We start from the raw sequence: 26,872 nt of genomic DNA, 5'->3' as shown, positions 1-26,872 counted from the left end.
GAACCGGCCCAAGGAGGTGCACCCGGGGCCTGGCCGACCCCACCACCCCGACATTCAAAACCAAGGAAATCCTGCCAACTACTTGACGCGGGACACCGCATACCGCGTGCGGTAACCAGCCGCCACTCACCAAACTCAGAGCGGCTGGCTACTCTTCGGTGGCTTCGACGCCCACGCCGGGCGGCTCCTCGGTGAAGCACTCGGGGTCCGAGTAGGGAAGGATCGTCCAGTGGAGATCCTCCGCCGAGTCGATCCGGCTAGGAACGGAGGCGTCTTGTTGGCGGGTGTGGTCCTGGATCAGATGCATCTGAACTACCTTGGCCGCTCGACGAATCTGCTCCACGATCCCCCCGGCGGGTATGTCCAGCGGCGAGGAGATCCGGTCGGCTGCACGGTCGACATAGAAGCCAGCCTGCTTGTCGAGGTTCCGCTGCCGCGCCAACCCATGGAACGTCTCCAAGTCCGGCAACTGGTAGTACTCGATCCGACGGTCTGGGTCCCAGAAGCCACCCAGACCTGACGCAAACTGCTCCGCCACCTGCAGCTTTTCTGCATGTGGTGCGCGGGTGGTGCGTAGGCCGTCCGGAACCCGAACCAGGCCAGGTTCGTGAGGCTGCACCCCGTAGAGGCTCAAAGGTGCACTCCACTCCCACTCGGCGGCCTCGTAAAGCCAGCGTGCCTTCGCCACTTCCTCCATCGCGAGCACCAGGAGCGCCTGAGCCCGGCCGGCACTGCCCCGGTCCGCCAGAGCGTGGGCATCCTCCACAAGCGCCACCGCGTTCACCATCAGGGACTTCCACCATCGGCGCGCGAAGTCTGCGCTGACCTCTTCAACCTGCGGCTCGCCCATGCAGCGAGTATCTCGCGTCACCGGCCGATCCTCGATCAACGTCTCCGGTCAGTACAGCTAGTCGACCGTCGGGACGTCGTCCCCGGCGGGCAGGTAGGGGGCGATGTCGGGCAGCTCGTCGAGGCTCTCGAGGCCCATCGACTCGAGGAACACCCGCGAGGTGACGAACTGCACCGCGCCCGAGGTGGCATCCGCCCCGGATTCGACGATGAGTCCGCGCATGAGCAGGGTGCGCACGACGCCGTCGACGTTGACCCCGCGGATCGCGGAGATCCGGGCGCGGGTCACCGGCTGCCGGTAGGCGATGACGGCGAGGGTCTCGAGGGCGGCCTGGGAGAGCTTCGCGGACTGGCCGGCGGTGATGAAGTCCGCGACCGTGCCGTGGTGGTCCGCCCGGGAGTAGATGCGCCAGCCGCCGGCGGCGCGGCGCAGCTCGAAGCCGCGGCGGCGGGCCCCGCGGTGGCCGTCGTAGTCGGCGGCGAGCTCGGTGAGCGCGGCGAGCGCCTCGTCCGGGGTGGTGCCGAGCGCCTCGGCGATCTGCACCGGTTCGAGCGGCTCGTCGACGACCATGAGGACGGCCTCGAGCGCGGTGAGCAGCGCCGCATCGACCGCGGCCTCCCCGGCCGGTGTCCCCGCTCCGGGTGCCGTCCCGGCACCCTCGACCGCAGTCCCCTCGCCCACGAAGTCGGCTTCGGATCCGGTGTCAGTCATCTGCGGTCTCCCATTCGTCGGTGTCGGTGAGCACAGCCGTCCCGGCCCCGCCCGCGGTGTCACCCCCGCCGTCCGCGGCTCCCGCCTCCGGCTCCACCCCGCTGATCCGCAGGGCGCCGAGCGGTTCGGGCTGGTCGAAGGCGCACAGCCCGGCCTTGAACAGTTCGAGGAGCGCGAGGAAGCGGGCGACGATGACGAGGGTGTCCCCGGCATCGGCGACGAGCTCCGCGAAGTCGAGCGTGACGCCGGGCTGCAGGCGGGCGAGGATGAGCGAGCGCTGCTCCGGCACGCTGACCTGCGGCAGATGGAGGTGGTCGATCGACACCGTCGGGGGCGTGCGGTCGCGCTGGAGGACGGTGGCGAAGAGCGCGGCGAGCACGTGCGGGGTGGCGGTCATCTGCAGCGGCGGCAGGATGTTCGCGAACTCCGGCTCGAGCGGCACCGAGCGGGCCGTGCGGGTCGCGGCGGTCGCCATCTGCTCCGCGAACTCCGCGGACACGCCCTTGAATGCGCGGTACTGGAGGAGCCGGGCGAAGAGGAGGTCACGGGCCTCGAGGAGCTCGAGGTCGAGCTCGTCCTCGACCTCCCCGCTCGGCAGCAGACGGGCGGTCTTGAGGTCGAGCAGGGTGGCGGCGACGAGGAGGAAGCTCGAGAGCTCCTCGAGCCCGGTCCGGCCCTTGAACTCGGAGACGTAGGCGAGGAACTCGTCGGTCACCTCGGACAGGGCGACCTCGGTGATGTCGAGCTTGCGCTTGCCGATGAGGCCGAGCAGGAGGTCGAACGGGCCGGAGAAGTTGTCCAGCTCGACGACGAATCCGCCGGTGCTCAGGGGGCGCCTCCGCGGGCGATGAGCTCGCGCGCCAGGCGGCGGTAGGCCTCCGCCCCGGTGTGCGAGGGGGCGAAGGAGGTGATCGGCTCGGCGGCGACGGAGGCGTCGGGGAACTTCACGGTCCGGTTGATCACGGTGTCGAACACCTTGTCGCCGAAAGCCTCGACGACGCGGGCGATGACCTCCTGCGCATGCAGCGTGCGGCCGTCGAACATCGTGGCGAGGATGCCGTCGATCTCGAGGCCGGGGTTGAGCCGGTCCTGCACCTTCTCGATCGTCTCGACGAGGAGCGCGACGCCGCGCAGGGCGAAGAACTGAGTCTCGAGCGGGATGATGACGCCGTGTGCGGCGGTCAGCGCGTTGACGGTGAGGAGGCCGAGCGAGGGCTGGCAGTCGATGAGGATGACGTCGTACTCGCCGGCGACCTTCGCGAGCGCCCGGGCGAGCACCTGCTCGCGGGCGACCTCGTTGACGAGCTGCACCTCCGCGGCGGACAGGTCGATGTTCGCCGGGAGGATGTCGATGCCCTCGACGTTGGAGCCCACGATGACGTCGTGCGGGTCGACCCGGGAGCTCATGAGCACGTTGTAGATGCTGAGCTCGAGGTCGTAGGGGTTGACGCCGAGGCCCACCGACAGGGCGCCCTGCGGGTCGAAGTCGACGAGCAGCACGCGGCGGCCGTAGGCGGCGAGCGCCGCCCCGAGGTTGATCGAGGAGGTGGTCTTGCCGACCCCGCCCTTCTGGTTGACCATCGCGATGATCCGGGCCGGCCCGTGCGCGCTCAGCGGTGCGGGTTCGGGGAACTCCCGGGTCGGACGACCGGTGGGACCGAGGCGGTCCTCGGCCCCGGGGATGTCGAGTCTCTGCTGCGAATCGGCCACGCGGATGGTCACCTTTCTCGTGATCGGCTGCTGTCCACCCTATCGCGCCCGCGGGTGGGAGGTGGCATACACCTCGCGCAGGGTCTCCGAGGTCACGCGGGTGTAGATCTGCGTCGTCGTCACCGAGGAGTGGCCGAGGAGCTCCTGCACGACGCGGATGTCCGCGCCGCCCTCGAGGAGGTGGGTCGCGAAGGAGTGGCGGAAGGTGTGCGGGGAGGCGTGGGCGGCGAGCCCGGCCCGCTCGGCGGCGGTGCGGATGGTCTGCCATGCCGACTGCCGGGACAGCCGGCCGCCGCGCTGGTTGAGGAACACCGCCCCGGCGCGCTGCCGCCGCTCGGGGTCCCCGCTCCTCCCCCGGGCCGCGCCCTCGGAGCCGGCGGCCCGGGCGGCGCTCATCTGCGGCCGACCGCGCACCAGCCAGGCGTCCAGCGCCCGCGCGGCGTGCGCGCCGAGCGGCACGAGCCGCTCCTTGCTCCCCTTGCCGTAGAGCCGCACGATCCGGTGCTCGAGGTCGAGGTCGTCGATGTCGAGGCCCACGGTCTCGCTGATCCGGGCCCCGGTGGCGTAGAGGAGCTCGAGCAGGGCACGCGAGCGCAGCTCCGCGGCGGAGTCCCCGACGACGGTGGCGAGGAGGGATTCGACCTCGGCGATGCTCAGCGCCTTGGGGAGCCGCTCGGTGGCCGAAGGCGGGCGGACGTCGACGCCGGGGTCGGTGCCGGTGAGGCCCTCGGCGTGGAGGAAGGCGTGGAGGCGGCGCACCGCGACGGTGATGCGGGAGCGGCTGCGCACCGCGAGCCCGGTGTCGGCGAGCCCGGCGACGAAGGTCCGCAGGTCCTCCGGGGTGACCGCGGTGTAGTCGCGCGCGTCCTGCGCGGTGAGCCAGGTGAGGTAGCGGCCGAGGTCGCGGGCGTAGGCGTCGAGCGTGTTGCGGCTGAGCCCGCGCTCGAGCTCGAGGTGGGCGAGGTAATCGGCGGCCGGTCCGCGCAGGCCGGGGACGGCCTCGGGCAGGAGCTCCGCCCCGCGGCGCGCCATCAGCGGTCCCCGGGTCCGCTCAGGACGGCTCCCGGGAGTGCACGGCGCGCGCCGGCCACGGCGAGTCCGCGGGCCGGAGCCCGGTGAAGCCGCGCTCCCGGGCGAGGTCGGCCTGGAGGATTCCGATAACGGCGGTCGCGTTGGTGATGCGGCCCTCGACGACGGCGGCCTTCGCCTCGCTCAGCGGCACCCAGCGGGGCACGATCCCGCTCTCCTCGCCGGAGCGGTCGAACTCCTCGGCCGTCGCGGACAGGCCGCGGGCGAGGTAGATCCGCAGCGTCTCGCTGATGCCGCCCGGGGAGGACAGCTGGTCGGCGAGCAGGTGCCAGTCGGTGGCCGCGAGGTCGACCTCCTCGGCGAGCTCGCGGGCGGCGGTGAGGTGCGGCGGTTCGCCGGACACGTCGAGCAGGCCGGCGGGGATCTCCCAGTCGCGGGCGCGGATCGGGTGGCGGTACTGCTGGATGAGCATGATCCGGTCGTCGGCGTCGAGCGCGACGACCGCGACGGCTCCGGGGTGGGCGACGAAGTCGCGGGTCAGCGGCTCCTCGGACTCCGGGAGCCGGAAGGTCTCGCGGACGACGTCCCACACGAGGCCGGAGTACGCGACCTCGCTGCTGAGGATCTCCGGAGCGCCGAATGCGTCGCGGAGCTCGGCGTCTGCCATCGGCTCAGAGGTCCCGCTGGCGGTCGAGCGCGGCGCGCACGAGCCCGGCGAACAGCGGGTGCGGGTCGGTGGGCCGCGACTTGAACTCCGGGTGCGCCTGCGTGGAGACGTAGAACGGGTGGACGTCGGCGGGGAGCTCGACGAACTCGACAAGCTGGCCGTTGGGCGAGGTGCCGGACACCACGAGCCCGCTCGCCTCGAGCTGCTCCCGATACGCGTTGTTGACCTCGTAGCGGTGCCGGTGGCGCTCGGAGATCTCCTCGGCGCCGTAGGTCTCGGCGACGACGCTGCCGGGCAGGAGCTTGGCGTGATAGGTGCCCAGGCGCATGGTGCCGCCGAGGTCGCCCTCGCCCTCGACGAAGTCGAGCTGCTCGGCCATCGTCGCGACGACGGGCTCCGGGGTGCCCGGGTCGAATTCGCTCGAGGATGCCTCGGCGATGCCGGTGACGCTGCGCGCGTACTCGATGACCATGCACTGCAGGCCCAGGCACAGGCCGAGCAGGGGGATCCCCTCGGTGCGGGCGTAGGTCAGGGCGCCGAGCTTGCCCTCGATGCCGCGGATCCCGAACCCGCCGGGCACGCAGATCGCGTCGAGGCCGCCGAGGTGCTCGGCCGCCCCGGCGGGGGTCTCGCAGTCGTCGGAGGCGATCCAGTGGATGTTGACCTTCGCGTCGTTGGCGAACCCGCCGTGGCGCAAGGCCTCGGTCACCGACAGGTAGGCGTCGGGCAGGTCGATGTACTTGCCGACGAGGCCGATCTCCACGGTGTGCTTGGGCCGGTGGACGCGCTCGAGGAGCCGGTCCCAGGTGTCCCAGTCGACGTCGCGGAAGCCGAGGTCGAGGCGGCGGATGACGTAGACGTCGAGCCCGCCGTCGTGGAGGACGCGCGGGATGTCGTAGATGCTCGGGGCGTCGACGCAGGACACGACGGCCTCGAAGTCGACGTCGCAGGAGGAGGCGATCTTGTTGCGGATCGAGTCCGGCAGCGGGCGGTCGGAGCGCAGCACGATCGCGTCGGGCTGGATGCCGATCGAGCGCAGCGCGGCCACGGAGTGCTGGGTGGGCTTCGTCTTGAGCTCGCCGGAGGGGCCCAGGTAGGGCACGAGCGAGACGTGGATGAAGAACACGTTCTCGCGGCCGATGTCGTGGCGGATCTGGCGGGCGGCCTCGAGGAACGGCTGGGACTCGATGTCGCCGACCGTGCCGCCGATCTCGGTGATGATGACGTCGGGGGCCTCGCCGTCGGTGCGCTCGGCCTGCGCCCGCATCCGGGTCTTGATCTCGTCGGTGATGTGCGGGATGACCTGCACGGTGTCGCCGAGGTAGGCGCCGCGGCGCTCCTTGGCGATGACGTTGGAGTACACCTGGCCGGTGGTGACGTTCGCGCTCGCGTCGAGCTCGGTGTCGAGGAAGCGCTCGTAGTGGCCGATGTCGAGGTCGGTCTCCGCGCCGTCCTCGGTGACGAACACCTCACCGTGCTGGAAGGGGTTCATGGTCCCCGGGTCGACGTTGAGGTAGGGGTCGAGCTTCTGCATGGCGACCGCGAGGCCGCGCTGTGCGAGGAGATGCCCGAGGGAGGAGGCCGTGAGCCCCTTGCCGAGAGATGAGGCGACACCGCCGGTCACGAAGATGTGACGGGTGCCGTGCTGTCCGCTTGTGCTCAATCGATTCACCACGGAACTCGATCCTATCAGCTGGGAGGGGCGGGTGGGGGTCAGCGCCGGTTCGGGAGCGCGTCGGCGGCGTAGACGTCGAGCAGCTCGCCGGCGAGGTAGCCGTGGCCGCTGATGTCGATGACCCGCCGCTTGGCGGCGATCGCGGAGGCGCCGCGGGCGGCCGGGCTGTCGGACAGGTGGGCGATCGCGGCGAGCAGGCCGTCGGTGTCGTCGGTGTCGACGTGCACGGCGGAGTCGCCCCAGGCGCGAGCACCCCGCGGGGCACCGAGGTGGATGGCCGGGCGGGCGAGCTGCATGACGCCCTCGGGACCGATCGCGGACATCCGGTCGCCGGCGACGACGATGTCGGAGCCGGCCACGACGTCGACGGTGGCGACGACGTCGGCGAGGATGATGTCCTCGCGGCGGGGCACGAACTCGCTCGCGATGACGCTGCGGAGCCGGCCGGCGCCGGTGAAGACGGTCGCCCAGCGGCGGTCGGGGCGGTGCTCGCTCAGCCGGACGGCCGCCTCGAGCGCGGTGGTGAGTGCCGGGTGGTCGACGAGCTCGAGCGGCACGGCGACGAGGAAGGTGCCGGCGCGCACGCCGAGCGCCTCACGGATCTGCGCACGGCTGCGGACGGGCTCGTAGACGGTGCGGACGTCCGGGCTCAGCAGCCGGGCGCGGGACACCACGGGCACGTCCTCGGCGAAGTGCTCGACGACGGGCTCGGTGGTGCCGAGCACGACGGCGGCGGTGCGTGCCACGACCCGGGCATCGGCGGCGGCGAAGGGGCTGCGCGGCTGGAAGCGGCCGACGGTCGCGACGAGGGCCGGGCGCAGGGACTCCGGCAGGCCGGTCATCGCGAGGCCGGCGATCGCGGAGGCATGGAGGCCGTGGACGTGGACGACGTCGATGTGCCGGTAGTAGCGGTGGAGCGCATAGGCGCGGCCCGGATCGCCGGGGCGGGGGCCGGTCTTGACGTCGATGTCGAGATGGACGAGCCGCGGGTCGTCGACGGGCAGGTCGAGGGCTGAGAAGGTGCGCCGGTCGGAGGCGACGGCGACCTTGTAGCCGGCCTGCAGGTGCCGGGCCACGGCGAGTGCGGCGACCTCCTCGACGACGCCGTCGGTGCCGGTGAGCACGTGGAGGATGCGGAGGTCGGCGGGCAGCGCGGGGACGCCTGCGGGGTCGGCCGACTCCTCCGGGGTCACCGGGGTCGTGTCGGCAGAGGTCATCGCGGTCGGGCTCATCGTCATCCTCACGGTCGTCGGGTCTGCGGTTCAGCCTACCGTCCGAGGACGGCGCGGTAGTGGTGGAGGAGGGTGGTGGCGACCTCGGGCTCGCGCGGCAGGTCGACGGCGGCGAGCGCGGCGCGCCGGCCCAGCCGGGACCGCTCCGCGGGATCGGCGAGCAGGGTGCCGAGGGCGGCGGCGAGCGCCTCGGGGTCCCCGGGCGGGACGAGGAGGCCGGCGTCGCCGAGCAGCCCGGGCACGCCGCCGACGGCGGTGGCGACGATCGCGCGGCCGGCCATCATCGCCTCTTGGACGACGAGGGCGCGTGCCTCCCAGCCGCTCGTGAGGACGAAGACGTCGGCGGCCTGGTTGAGGGCGGCGATGTCGGAGCGCTGCCCGAGGAAGCGCACCGGCAGCCGCTGCTCGGCGACCGTCTGCTCGAGGGCGGCGAGCTCGTGGGCGTCGGCGCTGCCGGCGATGAGCAGGTGCGCCTCCGGGTGCTCGGCGGTGATCCGGGAGAACGCGTCGAGGAGCAGTCGGTAGTTCTTCTGCGGGGCGATGCGGCCGACGGCGAGCACGAGCACGGAGCCGCGCGGCAGGCCGAGCTCACGGATCTTCTGCGAGCGCAGGAGCGCGATGTTGACGTCCTCGGTGAAGGCGGCGTCCGGGGCGGCGACGGGAGCGAACACGGCCGTCTGCGCCCCGCAGGCGCGGGCGCGCAGCACGAGGTCCTCGCTCGCCCCGACGGTGAGGTCGGCGCGGCGGGCGACGTAGCGCTCCACGGCCTTCTCCGCCAGGCCCCGGGCGCCGGTGCCGGCGGCCTGGTTGTGCCAGGTGACGACCGACACGGGGCGCTCGCGGCGGCGGATCCGGCCGAGCGCGGCGAGCGTGACGAGGCCGGCGCGGAAGCCGTGGGCGTGGACGATGTCGGCGCGGAAGGCGGTGACGAGGCGGGACAGGCGGCCGAGCGCGGCGGTGTCGCGCGGACCCACCGAGGTGCCGAGCTCGAGCGGAGCGAAGCGGACGCCGGGATGGTCGGTGAATCCGAAGTGGGATTCGGTGGCGGCGGGGCCGATGACGCCGACGGCGTGCCCGGCCGCGGCGTACTCGCGGGCGAGGGCGGCGACGTGGGTGCCGACGCCGCCGGTCGAGGTGGCCAGCACGAGCAGGATCCGCAGGGGTCCTCCATCCGCTGCACCGGCAGCGCTGTGCGCGCGGGCCTCACCGTGTCGTGCCACCACCGCTCCCCTCGTCGACGTCGGTCTCCAGCCTATTCGATCCGGGGAGCGGAATCCGACCCGGCCGGGTCCGACCCGGGACGGTCCGCATCGGCGGGGTGCGGGCGCGCGGAGCCCGCCGCACCGCCGGGCCGGTCTTCGCCCCGGCCGGCCGCCAGACGCAGCCCGGCACGCAGCAGCCCGCGGTCGACCGCGAGCAGGCCGGCGCCCATGACGGCGAGCCCGACGAGTGCGGCGAGGACCCCGGCGAGCACGGCTCCCACGGTGGGCGGCAGACCGGCGAACGCGGCGAGCAGGAGGTGGGAGGTCCACGCGGCGCCGACCGCGGCGGCCGCGGCGAGGACGAGCGTGCGCAGCGTGCCGCCCACGGTGCCGCGCACCGCTTCCGGCCCGGCCGCCCGGCGCAGCAGGACGACGAGGAGGACACCGGCGACGATCATGCCGAGTGCGTGGCCCGCGCAGACGAGGAGGAGGGTCGCCTCGCTCACGCTCAGCGCTCCCCGGGCACCGGCCGGGCCGGCTGCGGCGCGGGAGCCGGCGAGGCCCGGCAGCGTGATCCCGCCGGCGACGAGCCCGGGCAGGACCAGCCCGCCGAGCGCCACGGTGCCCGCGACGAGGAGCCAGCCGGTGGTGGTGCCGATCGCGGCGTACCGGGAGTGCTCGAGGGAGTAGAACACGCGCGAGGCCCAGGCGACCATGCACCAGCCGGGCACGGCGAGCGCGATGAGCGTGATCCCGGCGGCCATCGTGCCGAAGGGCACGTCCGGGTTGCGGGCGGCGGCGTCGAAGGAGGAGAAGAACGCGGCGAGCGGTGCGGCGGCGGCGACGAGGACGACCGAGCCGGCGAAGCCGACGCGGATGATCATCCCGGTGGTCGTCGCCACCGTCGCGGCGACCTCCGCGGAGGCCTCGGCCACCTGCCGGCTGAGGGTGGGGAACACGACGGTGGCGATCGGCACCGCGAGCACCGCATAGGGCAGCAGGTACACCGCCTGGATGTAGCTGAAGACGACGAACACGCCGGTGCCGCCGACGGTGTTCGACACGACGAGGGTGATGAGCACGGACACCTGCTGGGCGAGCAGGGCGGTCATCCCGGCCGTCGCGAGGCGTGCTGCACGGCTCGCGACACCGGCGGGGAACCTCCAGCTGGGGCGCAGCCGCACCCCGGTGCGGGCGGTCGGCAGGGCGAGCGGCAGGGCGAGCATCGCGACCCCGGCGGTGGTGCCCCAGCCGAGCAGCGCGAGCGCACTCGGCTCCGCGGTCTCCGGCCCGCCGGCGACCGCGCCGTAGGCCAGGTAGGTGGCGATGACGACGAGGCTGGAGAGCAGCGGCATGAAGGCCGGCCAGAGGAAGCGCCGGTGGGCCTGGAGCACCCCGGTGAGGACCGCGCCGATCGCGTAGAGCACGAGCTGCGGGGCGAACATGAGGAGGAAGTGGCCGGCGAACCGGCCGGTGTCGGACTCCGCCTCGACGAACACGCCGACGAGCTGCCGGTGGAACACCGCGACGAGCACGGCCAGCGGCAGGGTGAGCGTGATCGCCCAGGTCAGCAGCGCCGAGGCGATGCGGGACACGGCGCGCGGGTCCGCCCGGGCGAGCGGCGCGGCGAGCAGCGGCACGACCGCGCCGGCGAGTGCGCCGCCGGCGACGACCTCGTAGAGGATGTTCGGCACCTGGTTGGCGGTCTGGTAGGCGGTGCCCACCGCGCCGGCGCCGACCGTCGGGGAGAACACGAGCCAGCGGGCGAACCCGACGAAGCGCGAGAGCAGGGTGATGACGGAGACCGCGAGCGCGGCGTTCGCGAGGAGCCGGACCCAGCGGGAGGTCACGGAGCGGCGGGGGCGGCCGGCGTCCGGCCCCAGGCGTCGAGCTCGCGCAGGACCGGGGTGGCCTCGATGACGCGGGTGAACGAGACCTTCTCGCTCGCGAGGGTGAGCGCGACGAGCAGGGAGAGGACGCCGAGGAGCTCCCCGCGGGAGCCCTGCAGGGCGGTGCGGGTGCCGAGTGCGGCACCGAGCGCGTTGGCGCCGGTGTCGCCGAGCATCGTGCGTCCGGCGAGGTCCTCGCCCCACACTGCCGCCGCGGTGCCGAGCACGCCGCCGGAGAGCACCGCGGCCGGCCCGTGCAGCGGCCCCAGGACGGTGACGAGTCCCGCAGCCTTGAGGGCGCGGCCGGGTCGCAGGTCGAGGAGGTTGACGAGGTTCGCGCTGCCGGCGATGACGCCGCCGGCGAGCACGGTGTCCACGCAGCGGCCGAGCACCGCAGAACCCGCGAGCGGGCGGGGCTCCCGGACGACCGCGGCGGCCAGCAGGGATGCGGCGGGGATGCCGAGGACCTTGAGCCCGCCGGTGGTGACCTCGCCGCGGGCGAGCGCGCTGAGGTGGCCGCGCAGGCCCTTCGCGGACCCGGTCTCCATGAGGTCGTCGATCCCGCCGAGCACGCCGGCCGCGGCGGTCGCGGTGACGGCGGCGAACCGGTGGGCGGGTCGCGGCAGGGCGAGCGCTGCGACGGCGAGCCCGGCGGCGACGGCAGGCCCCTCGATGAGGGACACGCTCGCCCCGGAGTGGTTGGGGCGGTCGAGGCGACCGGCTCGGTCGAGCAGCGGGCGGGCGGCGGTGAGCGCACGGGCGACGCCGAACCCGGCGGCCGCGCCGACTCCGGCGAGGACGAGGCTGCGGATCACTGCTCGGCCCTCGGCACGACGGACTGCGCGTTGTCGGCGAAGCCGAAGGCGCCCGGGTTGCCGGCGATCGCCTGTTCGAGGGCGAGCGCGGCGATGACGGGGCCGGCCGTGACCTCGAGGCCGTCGGCGGTGGTGATGCCGGAGTCGTCGGAGCGCAGTGCGGAGAGCAGGCCGCGCTCGGCCGACGCGCGGGTGCCGGTGACCACGGTGGGTGCACCGGAGGCGAGCGCGGTGGCGAATGTCGCGCCGGTGGAATCCGGTTCGGACTGCGGTGGGGCGGTCGACTCGGTCGCCTCGGCCTCCGCGGAGGTCTCCGCGGCCGGCGGGGCGACGAACATCACGGCGGTCGCGGCGGCGTAGTCCGAGCCGGTGAGCCGACCGTCGTCGGAGAACGCGGTGACGACCTGGGCGGCCTGGTCGGCGGTGTAGACGGTGGGCCCGGCGTCCTCGGGCGCCGCGGTGGGCTCCGCGCCGCGCGGCGCGGTGCCGGATCCGGGCTGCGCCGCGTCCGCGGGTTCCTCGCCGTTGCCGCCCGCCGTCCCGGCACCGGCGGTGAGCGCACGGGCCAGGGCGGTGGTGAGCGCCTCGGCCGCGCCGTCCGGCAGGCTCGGGTCGATGCCGCGCAGCGTCTCGATGAGGTCCCCGGCCCCCTCGGGGTCGAGCGCGGTCTCGGCGAGCGACACCTGCATGACGACCTCGGCGCCGGCCTCGGTGAGCCGCTCGTCGAGCGCGGTGAGCGCGTCGGCATCCGCCCCCGGGGAGCCGACGAGCGCGACCTCGGCGTCGGTGAGGGAGTCGGCAAGCAGCTCCGGGGCGGAGGCGACGACGAACTGGTCGAGCTCCTCGGCGGAGGCACGCTCCGCGTCGAGCTCGGAGCGGAGGTTGTCCCGGTCGGTGCGCAGTGCGTCCACCTGGCTCTGCAGGGAATCGCCGATCGGCTCCTTGAGGGGCCCGGCACCGAGCACGATGCCCACCGCGAGCGCGAGGAACACCGAGATCAGCGAGACGAGGTGGTAGCGGAAATCGATCACAGCGGGAGTCTTCCTGGGATGAGGGGGGCGAGGCCGGCGGCCGCGACGTCCGCGGTCGCCGAGCCCAGTCCGAACAGGCTCTGGAACCAGCGTGCGATGCCGTCGAACTGGGCGGCGATGAGCCCGAACACCGTCTGCCCGGCGGCGGTCGCGGAGAGCGCGACGAACACCGCGAGCAGGCCGGCGAGGGCGAGCACCCACAGCTGGGTGTTGGAGATCCGCTGCCGGTAGAGCAGCGACACGCCCTTCGCGTCGACGAGCTTCGAGCCCACGCGGAGGCGGGTGAGGAACGTCGAGGCCATGCCGCGGCGGCCCTTGTCGAGGAACTCGATGACGGTGTCGTGGGTGCCGACGGCGACGATGAGCGGGGCGCCCTTGTCGTCGGCGAGGAGCATCGCGATGTCCTCGCTCGTGCCGGAGGCCGGGAAGAGCACGCACTCGAGATCGAGCTCCTGGAGCCGTTCGACGCCGGGCGCGCGGCCGTCGCGGTAGGCGTGGACGACGAGCTCCGCGCCGGAGGTCAGGGCGGCGTCGGACACCGAGTCCATGTCGCCGACGATCATGTCCGGGGTGTGACCGGCCTCGAGGATCGCGTCGGCCCCGCCGTCCACCCCGATGAGCACCGGGCGGTACTCGCGGATGTAGGGCCGGAGCATCGCGAGATCCTCCTTGTAGTGGTAGCCGCGCACCACGATGAGGGCCTGCCGGTCGGTGAAGTCGGTGCGGACGTGCGGGACGACGATCTCCTCGTCGAGCAGGTCCGAGTCCTTGCGGATGTATTCGATGGTGTTCTCGACGAAGTCGACGAGCACGGTGTTCATCCCCGCCTCGGCCTCCCGCATGGAGGTCTCGATGCGGCTGAGCGTCTGCACCTGGCCGGCGGCGACGACCTCCTCACCGCGGAGCAGCTCGCCGTCGTGGAGGGTGAGCTCCTCGCCCTCGGCGACCGCGGCGAGCACCTCCTCGCCGACCCCGTCGACGAGCGGGATGCCGGCCTCGACGATGATCCGGGGCCCGATGTTCGGGTACCGCCCGGAGATCGAGCGGGCGGCGTTGACGACGGCGGCGGGCCGGCAGGCGACGAGCGCCTCGGCGGACACCCGGTCGATGTCGGCGTGGCCGATGACAGCGATCTCCCCGGCCTGGAGGCGCTTGGTGAGGTCCTTGGTGCGCGGGTCTGCGCGCACGACGGCCGGTCCGACGAGGGTGTCGGTGGGAATGGTCTCTCGGCCCTTGCGCAGTCTCATGGTGCCCTCATTCTGTCACGCCGTCCTCGGCGAACCCGGCTTTCTCCGCGGTCGAGGTGTCGAGCAGCTCGGCGGCGTGGGCGAGGGCGTTCTCGGAATCGGCCATCCCCCCGAGCATGCGGGCGAGCTCAGTGAGGCGTCCCTCACGATCGAGCGAGCGGACCCCGGACACCGCGCCGTCGGCGCCGTCGTCCTTGACGATCGTCAGGTGCTGGTCGGCCCAGGCGGCGACCTGCGCGAGGTGGGTGACGACGATGACCTGCGAGTGCTGGGCGAGGATCGCCAGGCGGCGGCCGATCTCGATCGCGGCGCGGCCGCCCACCCCGGCGTCGACCTCGTCGAACACGAAGGTGGGGAATGCGCTGTGCCCGGCCTTGACGACCTCGATCGCGAGCATCACCCGGGACAGCTCGCCGCCGGAGGCGAGCTTGCCGATGTCGCCGGGGGCGACGGCATCGTGGGCGGTGAAGAGCATCCGCACGGTGTCGGCGCCGAGCGCGTGCGGGGCGGCCGGGGCGATCTCGAAGCTCAGCCGGGCGCGCGGCATCGACAGGGCGGCGAGCTCGGCGCCGACGGCGGCGGCGAACTCCGCTGCGGCGTGCTCGCGCGCGGTGCGCAGCGTGTCCCCGGCGGCCTCGACCGCCGCGGCGGCGGCCTCGACGCGGGCATCCATGTCGCCGAGCGAGCTCTCGGAGTTCTGCAGCTCGAGGAGCTCGGCCCCGGCGCGCTGCTCGAACGCCAGGACGGACTCGACGTCGGGGCCGAACGCGGCGAGCGAGCCGAGCTCGGCGCGGCGGGCCTCGGCGTCCTCGAGCGACATCGCACCGAGGTCGTCGAACTCCTGGAGGTAGCCGGAGAGCTCGGCGGCGGTGTCGGCGAGGCGGAGGGCGGCGTCGGTGACGGCGGCGGCGAGCGGGCTCAGGGTGTCGTCCGTCGCGGCGGCGCGGGACACCTCGGCGGCGGCGCGGTTGATGAGGTCGGCGGCGTTCGCGGTCTCCTCCCAGTCGCTGCCGACCAGCAGGTCGTGGGCGCCGGACACCGCGGACTTGAGGTCCTCCGCCGCGCCCAGGCGGGCGGCGAGCGCGGTGAGCTCGACGTCCTCCCCGGCCTGCGGGCGGATCCGATCGATCGTCTCGAGGCTCGCGGTGAGGTAGGCGATCCTCTCGGCGCGCTCGGCCGCGGTGGCGTGGAGGCGCTCGTGCTCGGCGGTGAGCGTGCGCCAGCGGGTGTAGGCCTCCCGGTAGTCCGCGAGCGCCCGGGCCACCGGCTCTCCCCCGGCGGTGTCGAGGAGCTCGCGCTGGGTGGCGGCCTGCCGCAGGGTCATCTGCTCGGACTGGCCGTGCATGCTCACCAGTCCGTGGCCGGCGTCCTTGAGGACGCCGAGCGGCACGGTGCGCCCGCCGGCGGTGGCCCGGGCCCGGCCGGCACGCGGGATGATGCGGGCGATGATCGCCTCGTCCTCGGCCTCTCCCCCGGCCTCGACGATCCGCTCGGCGACCGATGGGTCGGCGCCGCTGAGGTCGAACACGCCCTCGACGACTGCGCGCTCGGCCCCGGCGCGCACGACGTGGGACTCCGCGCGGGCGCCGGTGAGCAGGTCGAGCGCGGTGACGAACATCGTCTTGCCGGCCCCGGTCTCACCGGAGACGACGGTGAGCCCCGGGGACAGCTCGAGGCGGGCGGCGGGGATGACGCCGAGGTTCTCCAGCTGGAGCGCGACGATCACTGCGGGTTCCTCACCGGTCCCCTCCAGCCGGTGACGGGCAGGTGGAACTTCGCCACCAGGCGGTCGGTGAAGGGACTCGTGTTGAGACGGGCGAGCGCGACCGGGGTGCGGGCGCGGGCGGCTTCGATGCGGGCGCCGGGCGGGACGTCGATCTCACGTCGGCCGTCGCACCACAGCACGGCACCCACGCCGGGGGCCGAGGGCAGGAACTCGACGCCGAGGCGCGCCGCCGGTGAGACGACGAGCGGCTTGGCGAAGAGGGCGTGGGCACTGATCGGCACCATGAGGAGGGCTTCGACGTCGGGCCACACGATGGGGCCGCCGGCGGAGAAGCCGTAGGCGGTGGAGCCGGTGGGGGTGGCGAGGATGACGCCGTCGCAGCCGAAGCTCGACACCGGGCGCGAGTCGACCCCGAGCACGAGGTCGATCATCCGGCAGTCCTCGCTCTTCTCGATCGTGGCCTCGTTGAGCGCCCAGGTGCGGTGGATGACGGCGTCGCGGTCGTAGACGGTGATGTCGAGGGCCATCCGCTCCTCGACGATGTAGTCGCGGGCCGAGGCGCGGTGGACGGCCTCGGCGAGGTCCTCCCGCTCGCTCTCGGCGAGGAACCCGACGTGGCCGAGGTTGACCCCCATGATCGGCACGCCGGAGCGGTGGAAGCGTTCGGCGGCCTTGAGGATGGTGCCGTCGCCGCCGAGCACCATGACGAGCTCGCAACCTTCGGCGAGGCAGTCGAGCTCGGCGTCGGGGACGACCTGGATCTCCGTGTCGGGCACCCCGGTGTAGGCGACGAGCGCGCGGTACTCGGTCTCGAGCATGACCGGGCGGATGCCGTCGCTGTCGAGCGTCCGGCACACCTCGAGGGCGGCGGACCGGGCGTCAACGCGGTGCGGGTGGAGGACGACGACGATGGTGCGGCTCATGTGTCCTCCTCGCTGATCCGGCGGCTGATGTCGGCCGCCGTGACCTGGGGCTCCGGCGGCACTGAGGACGATCCTACCGACAGGGGCGCGCGAACACACACGAAGTACTCCCGGTTGCCGGTGGGGCCGGGCAGGCGGGAGGGCGCCCAGCCGAGCACCGCGCCGCCCAGACGGGTCACCGCGTCGAAAACCCGGACGACGGCGGCTGCGCGGTCGTCCGCGCAATGGGCGACCCCGTGCTTGTCGAGCGCGGCGCGGCTGAGCTCGAACTGGGGCTTGACCATGAGGAGGAGCAGACCGCCGGGGCGGGCGACGGCGAGCAGTCGGTCGAGGAGGAGGGTGAGGGAGATGAAGGACACGTCGGCGACGACGAGGTCGACGGCGGTGTCGGGGGCGAGCCAGGACGGCTCGAGCTCACGGAGGTTGTGGCCCTCGAGGGAGTGCACGCGGGGGTCGGAGCGGAGTGCGGGGTCGAGCTGCGCGTGGCCGACGTCGACGGCGTGGACGCGCCGGGCCCCGCGGTCGAGCAGCACCTGGGTGAAACCGCCGGTCGAGGCCCCGGCGTCGAGGCACACCGCCGCGCGCGGGGCGTCCTCGCAGTCGAGGTCGGTGAGTGCGCCGAGGAGCTTGTGGGCGCTCCGGGCGACCCAGGGGTCCGCGGCACGGACCTCGAGGCGGGATCCCGGGTGCGTGGGGTGGGCTGCTCGGGTCACCGCCCGGTCGTCGACGAACACGCGGCCGGCGGCGATCTCCCGGGCGGCGCGGGTGCGGGAGCGGACGAGGCCGCGGGCGACGAGCGCGCGGTCGAGGCGGGCCGGACTGCCGGTTTCCGCATCCGACCGGCCGGGATCCGGCCGGGGCGGGCCGGGATCCGCGCCGGGCGGGCGGCTGCTCACAGGGAACGCAGCCCCTCGTCGAGGTCGCTGAGCAGCGCCTCGGCCGCGGCGAGGGACTCGGCCGGCTTAAGCGCGCGGAGACGGGCGAGCTCGGCTTCCCAGGCCGCGGTGTCACGCCGACCGGCGACGCTCGCCGGGGTGGGGCGGGGGGAATCCGACACAGCGGGGCGGGGGGAATCCGACACAGCGGGGCGGGCGGACTCCGCTGCAGCGGGGCGGGCGGACTCCGACACAGCGGGGCGGGGATCGTCAGCCATCGGCCCTCCGCGGGAATGCGGGGTCGATCTCCCATGCGGTGTCCGCCGGCTGCTCGGCGAGCAGTGCGAGGGCGGCGGCCGCCGCGTCGAGCGCCGGGCCGGTCGAGCTCAACACTCCGCCGGACAGGGTGACGACGGCGTCCCCGCAGCGTGCGGTGTGCGCCTCGACCGTCGCTGCGGGGGCGGGCGCGAGGAGATCACCGAGGGTGGCGATGATGCGGTCGGGGCGGTGCTCGGCGGGTGCGGTGAGCGCGTCGTGGATGTCGTGGATCCCGGTGAGGACGAGTGCGGAGGTGTATCCGGCCGCCCGCCCGCCGGCGATGTCGGTGTCGAGCCGGTCGCCGACCATGATCGGGTGGGTGCCGCCGATCGTCGCGGCGGCCGTCTGCAGCATGAGCGCAGCCGGCTTGCCGGTGACGCGGGGTTCGCGCCCGGTGGTGTCGGCGACGATGCGGACGAAGGCGCCGTTGCCGGGCAGCAGTCCGCGCTCGGTCGGCATCGTGAGGTCGCGGTTCGTCGCCCACCAGTCGACGCCGGCGGCCACGGCGACGCAGGCCTCGGCGATGTCGTGCCAGGTGATGTCGCGGAAGAAGCCCTGGACGAGGGCGTCGGGCTCGTCGTCGGCGGACTCGACCACGGTGAAGCCGGCTTCGCGGACGAGGTCGGCGAGCGCGGTGCTGCCGATGACGAGCACCCGGGTACCGGCACCGAGCTCGGATTCCATCGCCCGGGCGGCGACCCCGGCCGAGGTGGTGACGATCGCGGGCCGGGCGGGCAGGCCGAGCTCGAGGAGGTGATCGGCGATGTCCGCGGCCGCCCGGGACGCGTTGTTGGTGACGTAGCCGAACGGGATGCCGCGGGATTCGAGCTCGGTGAGCGCCTCGACCGCGCCGGGGACCGCGTGCGGTCCGGCGTACACGACGCCGTCGAGGTCGAGGAGCACGGAGTCGAAGGACGGGGTGCGGGGATCCATCGGCATCAGAGATCGAACAGCGGCGCGGTCATCTCTTCGTCGTCGTCGGTGCGGCGGCGACGGTCCTCGTCGGTGTCTGTCTCACCGTCGGTGTCCTTCTCGCTGCCGGTGTCGGCGGAGGTGACGGTGTCAGTGTCCTTCTCGCTGCCGGTTTCGGCGGAGGTGGTGGCGTCGGTGTCGTTCTCGCTGTCGGCTTCGGCGGTGGTGTCGGTGCCGGTGTCGGCGGAGCCCGCGGCGGCTTCGTCGGCGACCTCGGCAGGTGCCTCGGAAGGCGCCTCGGGCGCGGTCTCGTGCGGTGCGGAGCCCTCGGCGAGCGCCTCGGCCTCGCTGTCGGAGGGAATCGGCTCCGTCCCGGCGGGTGCCGCGTCGTCGTCGAATCCGGCCTCGGCGAGGATCTCGTCGACCTCGGCCTCGATCTCCTCCTGGAAGCTGCGCGGTGCGGAGTCCGGGTCGAACTCAGCGCTCGGGGGCTCGGGATCGACGGCCTCCGCAGTCGGCTGGGCCGATGGCGCGGCACCGGTCGCCGGGATGTCCTCGGTCGCCGCGGTGGCGGACTCGGCTGTGTCCGCGGCAGCGCCGGGTTCGGTGTCCGGGTCCGTGATCTGTGCGGTGCCGGCACCGGCGCCGGTGTCGGAATCCGCAGCGGTCCCGGAGTCCACAGCGGCGTCGGTGCTCTCAGCGGTGTCGGCGACCAGGGGCTCGTCCTCGATCTCCTCGATGGTGAAGATCTCGACGTCGGCGTTCGGGTCGGGCTCCTCGTCGCCGAAGAACGTGTTCGTCGCCTTCGCGGTGCGGCGGGCGAGCTCCTCGTACTTGTCGGCGGTCTCGGGGTCGCCGTCGATCCGCAGGATGTCGGCGTAGGCGGACATGAGCCGCACCGTCGCTCCGGAGGCGTTGCCGGTGAAGCTCTGCTTCTCGAGCAGCGCACGGGCCGCCCGGACGTGTCCCTTGTCGGTGTGGGCCCCGGCGGCGACGATCATGAGCTCGGTGTAGAGCTCCGGCGGCACCGTGGTCGGGTCCACCTCGTCGACGAGCTCGAGGGCCTTGTCCGGCTTGCCGCGGCCGCGCTCGGCGTCGGCGAGGAGTGCGAGGTTGTCCGTCGAGCCCGTGATCCGGCGGTGGGTGCGCAGCTCGCGCACGGCTTCGTCGTACTTCTCGAGCTGGTAGGCGACGAGTCCCATCGCCTCGCGGACCGCACCGATCCGGCCGGCTCGGTTGAGCGCGAACTTCGCGTGCTGGTAGGCGGCCTCGGGGTCCACGTCGAGGAGCCGGCCGGCGGCGACGAGGTGCTTCGACACCGACTCGGCGTTGTCCTTCTCGAGCGGTCGCAGCTGGGACCTGACGGGGCCGGCGAGCTCGCGGCCGGTGATGTTCTCGGGCAGCGCGGGCTCCGGGATGCGTTCGCGGCGCGGGAAGTCACGCTCGGCGTCCCGGCGGGGACGCCGGTCGTCACGGCGATCATCACGCCGGTCGTCACGGCGCGGTCCGCCGCGCTGGGATCCGCCGCGCTGGTCGCCGCGGTCATCACGGCGGTCGTCGCGCCGGTAGCCGCGGGGTCCGCCCTCCCGGCGATCACCCCTGCGGTCGTCCTGACGGTCGTGCCGGTGGCCCCCGCCGCGGGCGTCACGGGAGTCGCCGTCCCGGTGCGGACGCCGATCACCACGGTCATCACGGCGGAAGTCACGGCCGCGATCCTCTCGACGACGGTCGTCACGGTGGCGGTCATCGCGGCGGAAGTCCCTGCCCTCGCCGTCCCGGCGGGGACGCTGATCACCGCGGTCATCACGGCGGTAGCCACCGGATCGGCCGTCCTGGCCTCCGCCCCGGCGGTCATCGCGACGGAAGTCCCGGCGATCGCCACCGCGGAAGTCACGGGAGTCGCCGTCCCGGCGCGGACGCCGATCACCACGGTCATCACGCCGGAAATCACGGCCGCGATCCTCGCGGCGACGGTCGTCACGGTGGCGGTCATCGCGGTGGCGGTCATCGCGGCGGAAGTCCCTCCCCTCGCCGTCGCGGCGGGGACGCCGGTCGTCGCGGTCGTCACGGCGGTAGCCGCCTCGGGAATCGCCCCGTTCGTCCTTGCGGAAATCCCGGGAGCGGTCGTTCCGGCGGTCGCCGCCGCGCTGCCCGCGGTCGTCGCTGCGGAAGTCCCGGCCGCGGTCGCCACCGCGCGGACGGCCCGGCGCGCGATCGTCCCCGCGCGAGCGCTGCTCGTCCCGGCCGCCGTGCGCTCCCGTGCCTCGGCCCCGGCGGTCGCCGCCCTGGTCGTCCCGCCGGAAGTCGCGTCCTCGATGATCCCCGCGACCTCCCTTGTCCCCGTCGGCGCCTCGGCGCTCGGAACGGTATGAGCTGTCGTCAGGATGCGGCACGGTTCTCCCTATGCGGATATGGGGTGGGATTGTCGACCCCCATTCTAGACCCGTGCTCGGACAGCCGGAGAATTCACCAGCCGTCCACGTGACGCTCGCCTCACACCCGCCTCTCCTTCCTAATCTCGGACGAGTCGCCTCCGGCACGGAGGCGGGCCCGCGCACCGCCGCCGGCCGCACCGACCCACCGAAAGGCCTCCATGCCCCGCGCTCTCGTCTCCGGACTGCTCACCACCGCTCTCGTCGGCATCACCGCCCTCGCCCCGGCCGTGACGGCCCATGCCGCAACCGCTCGGGCCGCCGGCGCGATCGAGCACTCGGCGGCGGATCCCGCACTCACCCTCGATCCGGTCGGCGTGCACCGCACCGGACTGTTCGAGGAGAGCGCCGCGGAGATCGTCGTCCACTACGCCGCCCAGCAGCAGACTCTCGTCGTCAACGCCGCGGCCGGCACCGTGAACGTCCTCGATTCGAGCGACCCGGCCGATCCCCAGCAGCTGTTCGAGCTCGATTCGGCCGGCATCGCCGCCGCCGACGGTTCGACGGTGCCGGCCGGCGGCGTGGCGAACTCGGTGGCGGTCCGCGAGGACGGCCTCGCGGCGATCGCCGTCGAGCACCCGACGAAGACCGAGGCCGGGTGGATCTCCTTCTTCGACCTCTCCGGTGCGAAGCCGGCGGCGCTCGGCGCGGTGCGCACCGGCGCCCTGCCCGATTCGATCACCTTCTCCCCCGCCGGGGACTTCGCCGTGGTGGCGAACGAGGGCGAGCCGGCGGACGACTACTCCGTCGACCCGGAGGGCTCGGTCGGCGTCATTGCCCTGCCGGATTCCGTCGCGGCCCCGGAGCAGGACGATGTGCGGCTCGCCGGGTTCCGCGCGTTCGAGGGCGATGCCCTGCTCGACGGCGTGCGGGTCTTCGGCGGCCGCGAGGATGCCGGCACCGGCACCCCGGACTTCCCGGTGGCAGAGAACCTCGAGCCCGAGTACGCGACGGTGATCGGTGAGCGCGCCTACGTCTCTCTGCAGGAGGCGAACGCACTCGCGGTCGTCGACCTCGCCTCGGCCTCGGTCGAGCGTCTCCTCCCACTCAGCACCCAGGACCTCTCCGCGGTCGACACCGATGTCTCCGATCGGGACGGTGGGATCGGGTTCGGCACCTGGCCGGTGCAGACGTTCATGATGCCCGACACGCTCAAGTCGGTGGCGATCGGCGGCAGCGACTACCTGCTCACCGCGAACGAGGGCGATTCCCGCGACTGGGACGGCTACTCCGAGGAGATCCGGGTCAAGGATTACGGCACGGACGGCATCGCCCCGCTGTGCGAGTCCGTCGCGGCGGAGGCCGGGATGGGCATCGAGGAGCTCCAGCGCGACGAGAACCTCGGACGGCTCAAGGCGACCACCGCGAACGGGCTCAGCGCCGACGGCTCGTGCTACGAGCAGATCCACGGCTTCGGCGGCCGCTCGTTCTCGATCCTCGACACCGACGGTGCCGTGGTGTTCGACTCCCGGGACGAGTTCGAGAAGCTCACCGCGGAGGCCGTTCCGGACTCCTTCAACTCCGACAACGCCGAATCGGGCTTCGACGACCGCTCCGACGACAAGGGCCCCGAGCCCGAGGCGATCGAGGTCGGGTCCATCGGTGAGAAGACCTTCGCATTCATCGGTCTCGAGCGGGTGGGCGGGGTCATGGTCTACGACATCACCCGGCCGGACGATGCGGAGTTCGTCACCTACTTCAACAACCGGAACTTCGGGGTGGAAGACCTCGGTGCCGACCTCGACGCGGCCGGCGATTCCGGACCGGAGAGCATCGTCTTCGTCCCGGCCGCCCAGATGGAGACCCCCGCCGAGGGCGTGGCCGGCATGCTCGTCATCGGCAACGAGGTGACGGGCACGACGACCTTCTACCACGTGAAGAGCGACCTCGCCGAGGATCGGCCCGGCGACGACCCGAGCGCACCCGGGACCGAGGGGCCGAGCACCGGACCCACTCCGACGGATGGCCCGGCCCCGACCGGTTCCCCGACGGACGGCGCGGAGCCGACTGCGACGCCGACGAGCACGCAGGCCCCGGCGCCGGGCCCCGAGAGCGGTTCCGATGACGACTCCGACGATCGGGCAGGCGGCGGACCGCTGCCGCGCACCGGCACGGACGCGGCGATCCTCGCCGGGATCGGCGCTCTCCTCGCAGCCGTCGGCGCCGCAGCCGTCTGGCTCTCCCGCCGCGCCCGTTCCTGACCCAGACCTCGATTTCCGAAGGTTCCTGAGAGCGGGGCACGGGGCGAGGAGCGCACCGCCTCCAGCGAACTGCGCGGTATCCGAAACTGAGCGCGCAATTGTGCGCTCGGTTCGGGATACCGCGCAGTCGGGTGAGGTCCTGCAGTCAGCCGGCGTCGAAGGCGTGGGCGAGGGCCTGCCAGGCGGCGTCGAGGTCGCTGCCGGGCGGGAACCGGCCGTCGACCTCGAGGATCGCGAGCCCGTGGGCCGCCGCCCACAGCGCCTGCGCCCGCACCGGGTCCCCCGTGGCCTCGAAGAATGGTGTGCCCGCCCACTCCTCGAGCCCGGGCGGGAGTGCTGAGCGGTCGAGCGGACCGGTGGTGGCGAGTCGGTAGAGCTCGGCGGAGCCGCTCGCACTGCTCCGGTACTCGGTGAGCAGGGCACCGACCGCCGACTCCTCGCCTTCCACGGCGGCGCTGCGCACCGCCTCCCAGCAGCGCGTGCCGATCTCGATGAAGGCGTCGGTGAGGAGGAGGGTGCGCAGCTCCTCCTTGCCGGAGAGATGCTTGTAGAGCGAGGGCGCGCGGATCCCGAGGTCGTCGGCGAGGATGCGCGTCGACAGCGCCTCCCACCCGGCGTCCTCGACGAGGACCCGGGCGCGGGCGACGATCGCATCGACGCGCGCGGTCCGCTCCGGAATGACCGGCGGATCGGAGGACGGGGCCGGAGCGTCCGACATGGTGGCCTCCTCTGGATCCATGGTCACGGCCGGGACTGCTGCAGCTGCGCGGCACGTTCGCCGATCGCGGTGTTGACCGCGACGAACTCCGGCTCCATCGCCCTGAGCATGCCGGTGGTCCACGGCACGAGGGCGCCGACGAAGGTCTCCTCCTGCGTCAGACGGGTGCCGCCGTCGGGGAGCGGTGAGAGGACGAAGGAGTGGGTGCCTTCGGCGAGCCCGGGGACCGCCGTGCTGCCGCGCCACGTGAGCTCGCGGCCGGGATCGGCGACGAGGACGCGCGGCGTGAAGCGCATGGTGCCGTCACCGAACACCACGGTGTTGTCGAGGCGCTCCCCCTCCGCGACGGTGCCGCTGCTCTCGATGATCGAAGGGTTCCACTCGTGGTAGGCAGAGGTGTCGGCGAGCACGGCCCACACCTCTGCCGGAGATGCCGCGAGGTCCGTGGTCGCGGTGACGCGTACGGGGCGCAGGGCCCCGTGAACGAACGACCCGGCGACGATGCAGACGATGGTGGCGACGATGACGGTGATGATCTGTCCGGGATTCATGATGTCCGCTGGGCTGGATGCGAATACAGCTAACACTGTTACCCTAGCGCGTGGCTAACACTGTTAGCAATACCTGTGAGCACTCGATTCCAGCAGGTTTCCGACACTGGATCCGCCGTTCTCCGCACGGTCGCGGCCCGCCCGCGCGGTTCATCGCCTCCCCGATCGGATGGGAAGAGGGGGCGGCGCGCGGGTTCAGGGAGCGAGGTCGGCGAGGATCTCCGCGGCCGAGGCGCGCCTGCAGTGCGCGTATCCCGTCCCCGCCCAGGCGTTGATGCCGTCGGGGTCGGTTGCCGCCGCCCGGAGTGGGCTGGTGAGGAAGTGGACCTCGGGGTAGCCGATAACGGAGTGCGGGGTCATCCGCTCGATGAAGGCGTTGCGCAGTCCGCGGGCCGGGCGGCCGGAGAACACCCGGGTGACGACGGTCTCGGTGGAGCGCCCAGCTTCGAGCGCCTGCCGGTGGAGCGGTCTGGTGCCGGCCTCCTCGGCGAGGAGGAACGCGGTGCCCGCCTGCGCCGCATGCGCGCCGGCCTCGAGCACGCGAGCCACGTCAGCGCGCGTCGCGAGTCCTCCGGCGGCGATGAGCGGCACGGACGTCAGACCGCGCACGGCGTCGAGGAGTGCCTCGAGGGGCAGCTCGGAGGGTTCGGCCCGCTGGTCGTGCTGGGCGCGGTGCCCACCGGCCAGCGGGCCCTGGAGCACGAGAGCGTCGGGGTCGAGCGCGAGGGCGGCCTGCGCCTCGGCGACGGTCGTCGCGTTGAGCACGACCGCACTCCCGGCCTCCTGCAGCGCGTGGACGTGCTCCGCGGTGGGGAGTCCGAAGGTGAAGGACACGACGGGGACGGGGTCGGCGAGGAGCTCCTCGAGCTTCGCGCCGTACTCGTCGTCGCCGGCGGGTCGGACCTCGGGGGCCGGGACTCCGAGCTCTGCGGCGAAAGGGCGGAGCGCGCGGGCGTAGGCGTCGAGGTCGCCCGGGGCAGACGGGTGCACCTCCGGCACGAAGACGTTCATCGCGAAGGGGCGGTCGGTGAGGCGGCGGACGGCCGCGATCTCGTCGACCATGTCCGCTGCGGTGCGGTAGCCGGCGGCGAGCGAACCGAGTCCGCCGGCGCGGCTCACCGCGGCGACGAGCGCCGGGGTCGAGGGTCCGCCGGCCATCGGCGCCTGGATGATCGGGTGGGTGAGGTCGGTGAGGCGGAATGTCATGAGCGGAGTCCTTCGAGGTAGGCGGGGAGTGCGTCCTGGATGTCGCCGCGGATGACTTCGTCGGCGGCGGAGTCGAACGGGGTCGGCTCCGCGTTGACGATGACTCCGGCGGCGCCGAATTCGAGTGCGAGCGGGAACAGAGAAGCGACCGGTTGCACGAACAGGCTGGTGCCGACGGCGATCATGATGTCGCAGGATTCCGCGGCGGAGGTGGCGGCGTCGATGACGTCTGCGTCGAGCATCTCCTCGAACAGGATCGTCGTGGCGCGGATGATGCCGCCGCACATCGGGCACGGCGGATCCTCCTCCCCCGCACGGACCCGATCGATCATCTCTGCCATCGGACCGGCCGCCCGGCAGTACTCACAGCGCCACCGGCGCACGTTGCCGTGGACCTCGTGGACGAGTTCGGGGCTCGAGCCGGCGGCCTGATGGAGGCCGTCGATGTTCTGCGTGATGATGCCGGAGATCTGCCCGGAACCCTCGAGCTCGGCGATCGCACGGTGTGCCGGGGTGGGTTCGACGTCCCAGACGGCCGAGGCGGCACGCAGCTGCCAGGCGCGCTTCCGGATCTCCGGGTCGCGCAGGTACCAGGAGAGAGTGGAGGTCTTCTCGGCCTCGGGGTCCCTGGTCCACACTCCCTGGGGCCCGCGGAAGTCGGGAATGCCGGCTCCGGTGCTGATCCCGGCGCCGGTGAGGAACGTGATCGACGGTTGAGTGCTCATGCATCCATTGTCGCCCGAGTCCGGGGTCGCTGCCCAGGCGTGCAGCGCAGGATGCGGGCCGCGCCCGAAGGCCCCATTGAATGAGAAAAGGCACACCCGGGCGTGGGTGCACCTGAGGCAAGGCCCCCGAGCCCGGGGTCTCCTATCGGTGGGTGGTGCTTCGTGGGTGAATGCGCGAAGGCACACCCCGACCGGGGTGTGCTTGGTGGTGAATGGGCGAAGGCCCC

The 26,872-nt window shown here is 73.1% G+C and carries 24 protein-coding genes and 1 pseudogene; 2 read left to right on the top strand and 23 right to left on the bottom strand.

Annotated elements, in window-relative coordinates; all coding sequences use genetic code 11:
• Nucleotides 1–322: 322 nt before the first annotated feature.
• The 19 genes and pseudogenes from AB0I45_RS13435 to AB0I45_RS13345 all read right to left on the bottom strand — a co-directional run.
• A pseudogene (locus AB0I45_RS13435) lies at nucleotides 323–850 on the bottom strand (AbiV family abortive infection protein); the annotation flags it as partial.
• A gap of 57 nt (nucleotides 851–907) precedes the next feature.
• On the bottom strand, nucleotides 908–1,561 hold the full coding sequence (gene scpB, locus AB0I45_RS13430; RefSeq protein WP_360318820.1) for an SMC-Scp complex subunit ScpB: 654 nt from the start codon (nucleotides 1,559–1,561) through the stop codon (nucleotides 908–910).
• Complete coding sequence (locus tag AB0I45_RS13425) at nucleotides 1,554–2,321, bottom strand: segregation/condensation protein A (protein WP_360318823.1); 768 nt, start codon at nucleotides 2,319–2,321, stop codon at nucleotides 1,554–1,556. Before AB0I45_RS13425 ends, scpB begins: the two co-directional genes overlap by 8 nt.
• A gap of 65 nt (nucleotides 2,322–2,386) precedes the next feature.
• The gene (locus tag AB0I45_RS13420; RefSeq protein ID WP_247619008.1) at nucleotides 2,387–3,271 is read right to left on the bottom strand and encodes a ParA family protein; all 885 of its coding nucleotides are present in this window, start codon (nucleotides 3,269–3,271) and stop codon (nucleotides 2,387–2,389) included.
• Between the two features lie 39 nt (nucleotides 3,272–3,310).
• Nucleotides 3,311–4,303, bottom strand: a complete 993-nt coding sequence (gene xerD / locus AB0I45_RS13415) for a site-specific tyrosine recombinase XerD (RefSeq protein WP_137320015.1) — start codon at nucleotides 4,301–4,303, stop codon at nucleotides 3,311–3,313.
• 19 nt (nucleotides 4,304–4,322) lie between these two features.
• Nucleotides 4,323–4,967, bottom strand: a complete 645-nt coding sequence (locus tag AB0I45_RS13410; protein WP_360318815.1) for an NUDIX hydrolase — start codon at nucleotides 4,965–4,967, stop codon at nucleotides 4,323–4,325.
• A 4-nt stretch (nucleotides 4,968–4,971) separates the two neighbouring features.
• Nucleotides 4,972–6,639, bottom strand: a complete 1,668-nt coding sequence (locus AB0I45_RS13405; RefSeq protein ID WP_295689514.1) for a CTP synthase — start codon at nucleotides 6,637–6,639, stop codon at nucleotides 4,972–4,974.
• A 41-nt stretch (nucleotides 6,640–6,680) separates the two neighbouring features.
• A complete protein-coding gene (locus AB0I45_RS13400; RefSeq protein WP_360318811.1) occupies nucleotides 6,681–7,874 on the bottom strand; it encodes a group 1 glycosyl transferase in 1,194 nt (397 codons plus the stop codon).
• 35 nt (nucleotides 7,875–7,909) lie between these two features.
• Nucleotides 7,910–9,094, bottom strand: a complete 1,185-nt coding sequence (locus AB0I45_RS13395; RefSeq protein WP_360318808.1) for a glycosyltransferase family 4 protein — start codon at nucleotides 9,092–9,094, stop codon at nucleotides 7,910–7,912.
• 32 nt (nucleotides 9,095–9,126) lie between these two features.
• The gene (locus AB0I45_RS13390) at nucleotides 9,127–10,926 is read right to left on the bottom strand and encodes a lipid II flippase MurJ (RefSeq protein ID WP_360318805.1); all 1,800 of its coding nucleotides are present in this window, start codon (nucleotides 10,924–10,926) and stop codon (nucleotides 9,127–9,129) included.
• The gene (locus tag AB0I45_RS13385; RefSeq protein ID WP_360318802.1) at nucleotides 10,923–11,780 is read right to left on the bottom strand and encodes a hypothetical protein; all 858 of its coding nucleotides are present in this window, start codon (nucleotides 11,778–11,780) and stop codon (nucleotides 10,923–10,925) included. The genes AB0I45_RS13390 and AB0I45_RS13385 overlap by 4 nt, the downstream gene beginning before the upstream one ends.
• Nucleotides 11,777–12,811 (bottom strand): copper transporter, encoded by a 1,035-nt coding sequence (locus AB0I45_RS13380; RefSeq protein ID WP_360318799.1) that lies wholly within the window; start codon nucleotides 12,809–12,811, stop codon nucleotides 11,777–11,779. The genes AB0I45_RS13385 and AB0I45_RS13380 overlap by 4 nt, the downstream gene beginning before the upstream one ends.
• Entirely contained in the window at nucleotides 12,808–14,058 is a 1,251-nt protein-coding gene (steA, locus tag AB0I45_RS13375; RefSeq protein WP_137320020.1) for a putative cytokinetic ring protein SteA, read from the bottom strand. The genes AB0I45_RS13380 and steA overlap by 4 nt, the downstream gene beginning before the upstream one ends.
• 7 nt (nucleotides 14,059–14,065) lie before the next feature.
• Nucleotides 14,066–15,784 carry a DNA repair protein RecN gene (gene recN / locus AB0I45_RS13370; protein ID WP_360318796.1) on the bottom strand — a complete coding sequence of 573 codons (1,719 nt, stop codon included), beginning with the start codon at nucleotides 15,782–15,784 and terminating at the stop codon, nucleotides 14,066–14,068.
• Nucleotides 15,781–16,707: an NAD kinase gene (locus AB0I45_RS13365; protein ID WP_247619017.1), complete on the bottom strand. Its 927-nt coding sequence runs from the start codon at nucleotides 16,705–16,707 to the stop codon at nucleotides 15,781–15,783. Before AB0I45_RS13365 ends, recN begins: the two co-directional genes overlap by 4 nt.
• Nucleotides 16,704–17,603 carry a TlyA family RNA methyltransferase gene (locus tag AB0I45_RS13360; RefSeq protein ID WP_360318792.1) on the bottom strand — a complete coding sequence of 300 codons (900 nt, stop codon included), beginning with the start codon at nucleotides 17,601–17,603 and terminating at the stop codon, nucleotides 16,704–16,706. Before AB0I45_RS13360 ends, AB0I45_RS13365 begins: the two co-directional genes overlap by 4 nt.
• Nucleotides 17,600–17,860, bottom strand: coding sequence for a hypothetical protein (locus AB0I45_RS13355; protein WP_360318789.1), 261 nt, complete (start codon nucleotides 17,858–17,860; stop codon nucleotides 17,600–17,602). Before AB0I45_RS13355 ends, AB0I45_RS13360 begins: the two co-directional genes overlap by 4 nt.
• Nucleotides 17,853–18,833 carry an HAD-IIA family hydrolase gene (locus AB0I45_RS13350; protein ID WP_360318787.1) on the bottom strand — a complete coding sequence of 327 codons (981 nt, stop codon included), beginning with the start codon at nucleotides 18,831–18,833 and terminating at the stop codon, nucleotides 17,853–17,855. Before AB0I45_RS13350 ends, AB0I45_RS13355 begins: the two co-directional genes overlap by 8 nt.
• A 5-nt stretch (nucleotides 18,834–18,838) precedes the next feature.
• Nucleotides 18,839–20,131, bottom strand: coding sequence for a hypothetical protein (locus AB0I45_RS13345; protein ID WP_360318785.1), 1,293 nt, complete (start codon nucleotides 20,129–20,131; stop codon nucleotides 18,839–18,841).
• Here AB0I45_RS13345 and AB0I45_RS13340 point away from each other — a divergent pair.
• Nucleotides 20,120–21,184, top strand: coding sequence for a hypothetical protein (locus AB0I45_RS13340; RefSeq protein WP_360318782.1), 1,065 nt, complete (start codon nucleotides 20,120–20,122; stop codon nucleotides 21,182–21,184). The two genes, AB0I45_RS13345 and AB0I45_RS13340, sit on opposite strands and share 12 nt — an antisense overlap.
• 221 nt (nucleotides 21,185–21,405) lie before the next feature.
• Nucleotides 21,406–23,445, top strand: a complete 2,040-nt coding sequence (locus AB0I45_RS13335; RefSeq protein WP_360318779.1) for a choice-of-anchor I family protein — start codon at nucleotides 21,406–21,408, stop codon at nucleotides 23,443–23,445.
• A gap of 145 nt (nucleotides 23,446–23,590) precedes the next feature.
• Here AB0I45_RS13335 and AB0I45_RS13330 read toward each other — a convergent pair whose 3' ends face one another.
• The 4 genes from AB0I45_RS13330 to AB0I45_RS13315 form a co-directional block, all read right to left on the bottom strand.
• The gene (locus tag AB0I45_RS13330; RefSeq protein WP_360318776.1) at nucleotides 23,591–24,163 is read right to left on the bottom strand and encodes a WHG domain-containing protein; all 573 of its coding nucleotides are present in this window, start codon (nucleotides 24,161–24,163) and stop codon (nucleotides 23,591–23,593) included.
• 23 nt (nucleotides 24,164–24,186) lie between these two features.
• Entirely contained in the window at nucleotides 24,187–24,714 is a 528-nt protein-coding gene (locus AB0I45_RS13325; RefSeq protein WP_345032446.1) for an SRPBCC domain-containing protein, read from the bottom strand.
• A 195-nt stretch (nucleotides 24,715–24,909) separates the two neighbouring features.
• On the bottom strand, nucleotides 24,910–25,920 hold the full coding sequence (locus AB0I45_RS13320) for a nitronate monooxygenase (RefSeq protein WP_360318772.1): 1,011 nt from the start codon (nucleotides 25,918–25,920) through the stop codon (nucleotides 24,910–24,912).
• Nucleotides 25,917–26,645 carry a Sir2 family NAD-dependent protein deacetylase gene (locus AB0I45_RS13315; protein ID WP_360318769.1) on the bottom strand — a complete coding sequence of 243 codons (729 nt, stop codon included), beginning with the start codon at nucleotides 26,643–26,645 and terminating at the stop codon, nucleotides 25,917–25,919. The genes AB0I45_RS13320 and AB0I45_RS13315 overlap by 4 nt, the downstream gene beginning before the upstream one ends.
• Between the last annotated feature and the right edge of the window lie 227 nt (nucleotides 26,646–26,872).

It is taken from the genome of Brevibacterium sp. NPDC049920 (genome assembly GCF_040656435.1).
GTDB classification, from domain to species: domain Bacteria; phylum Actinomycetota; class Actinomycetes; order Actinomycetales; family Brevibacteriaceae; genus Brevibacterium; species Brevibacterium pityocampae.
The sequence above is the reverse complement of the archived record's forward strand: the minus strand, read 5'-3'. Positions and strand labels throughout refer to the sequence as shown.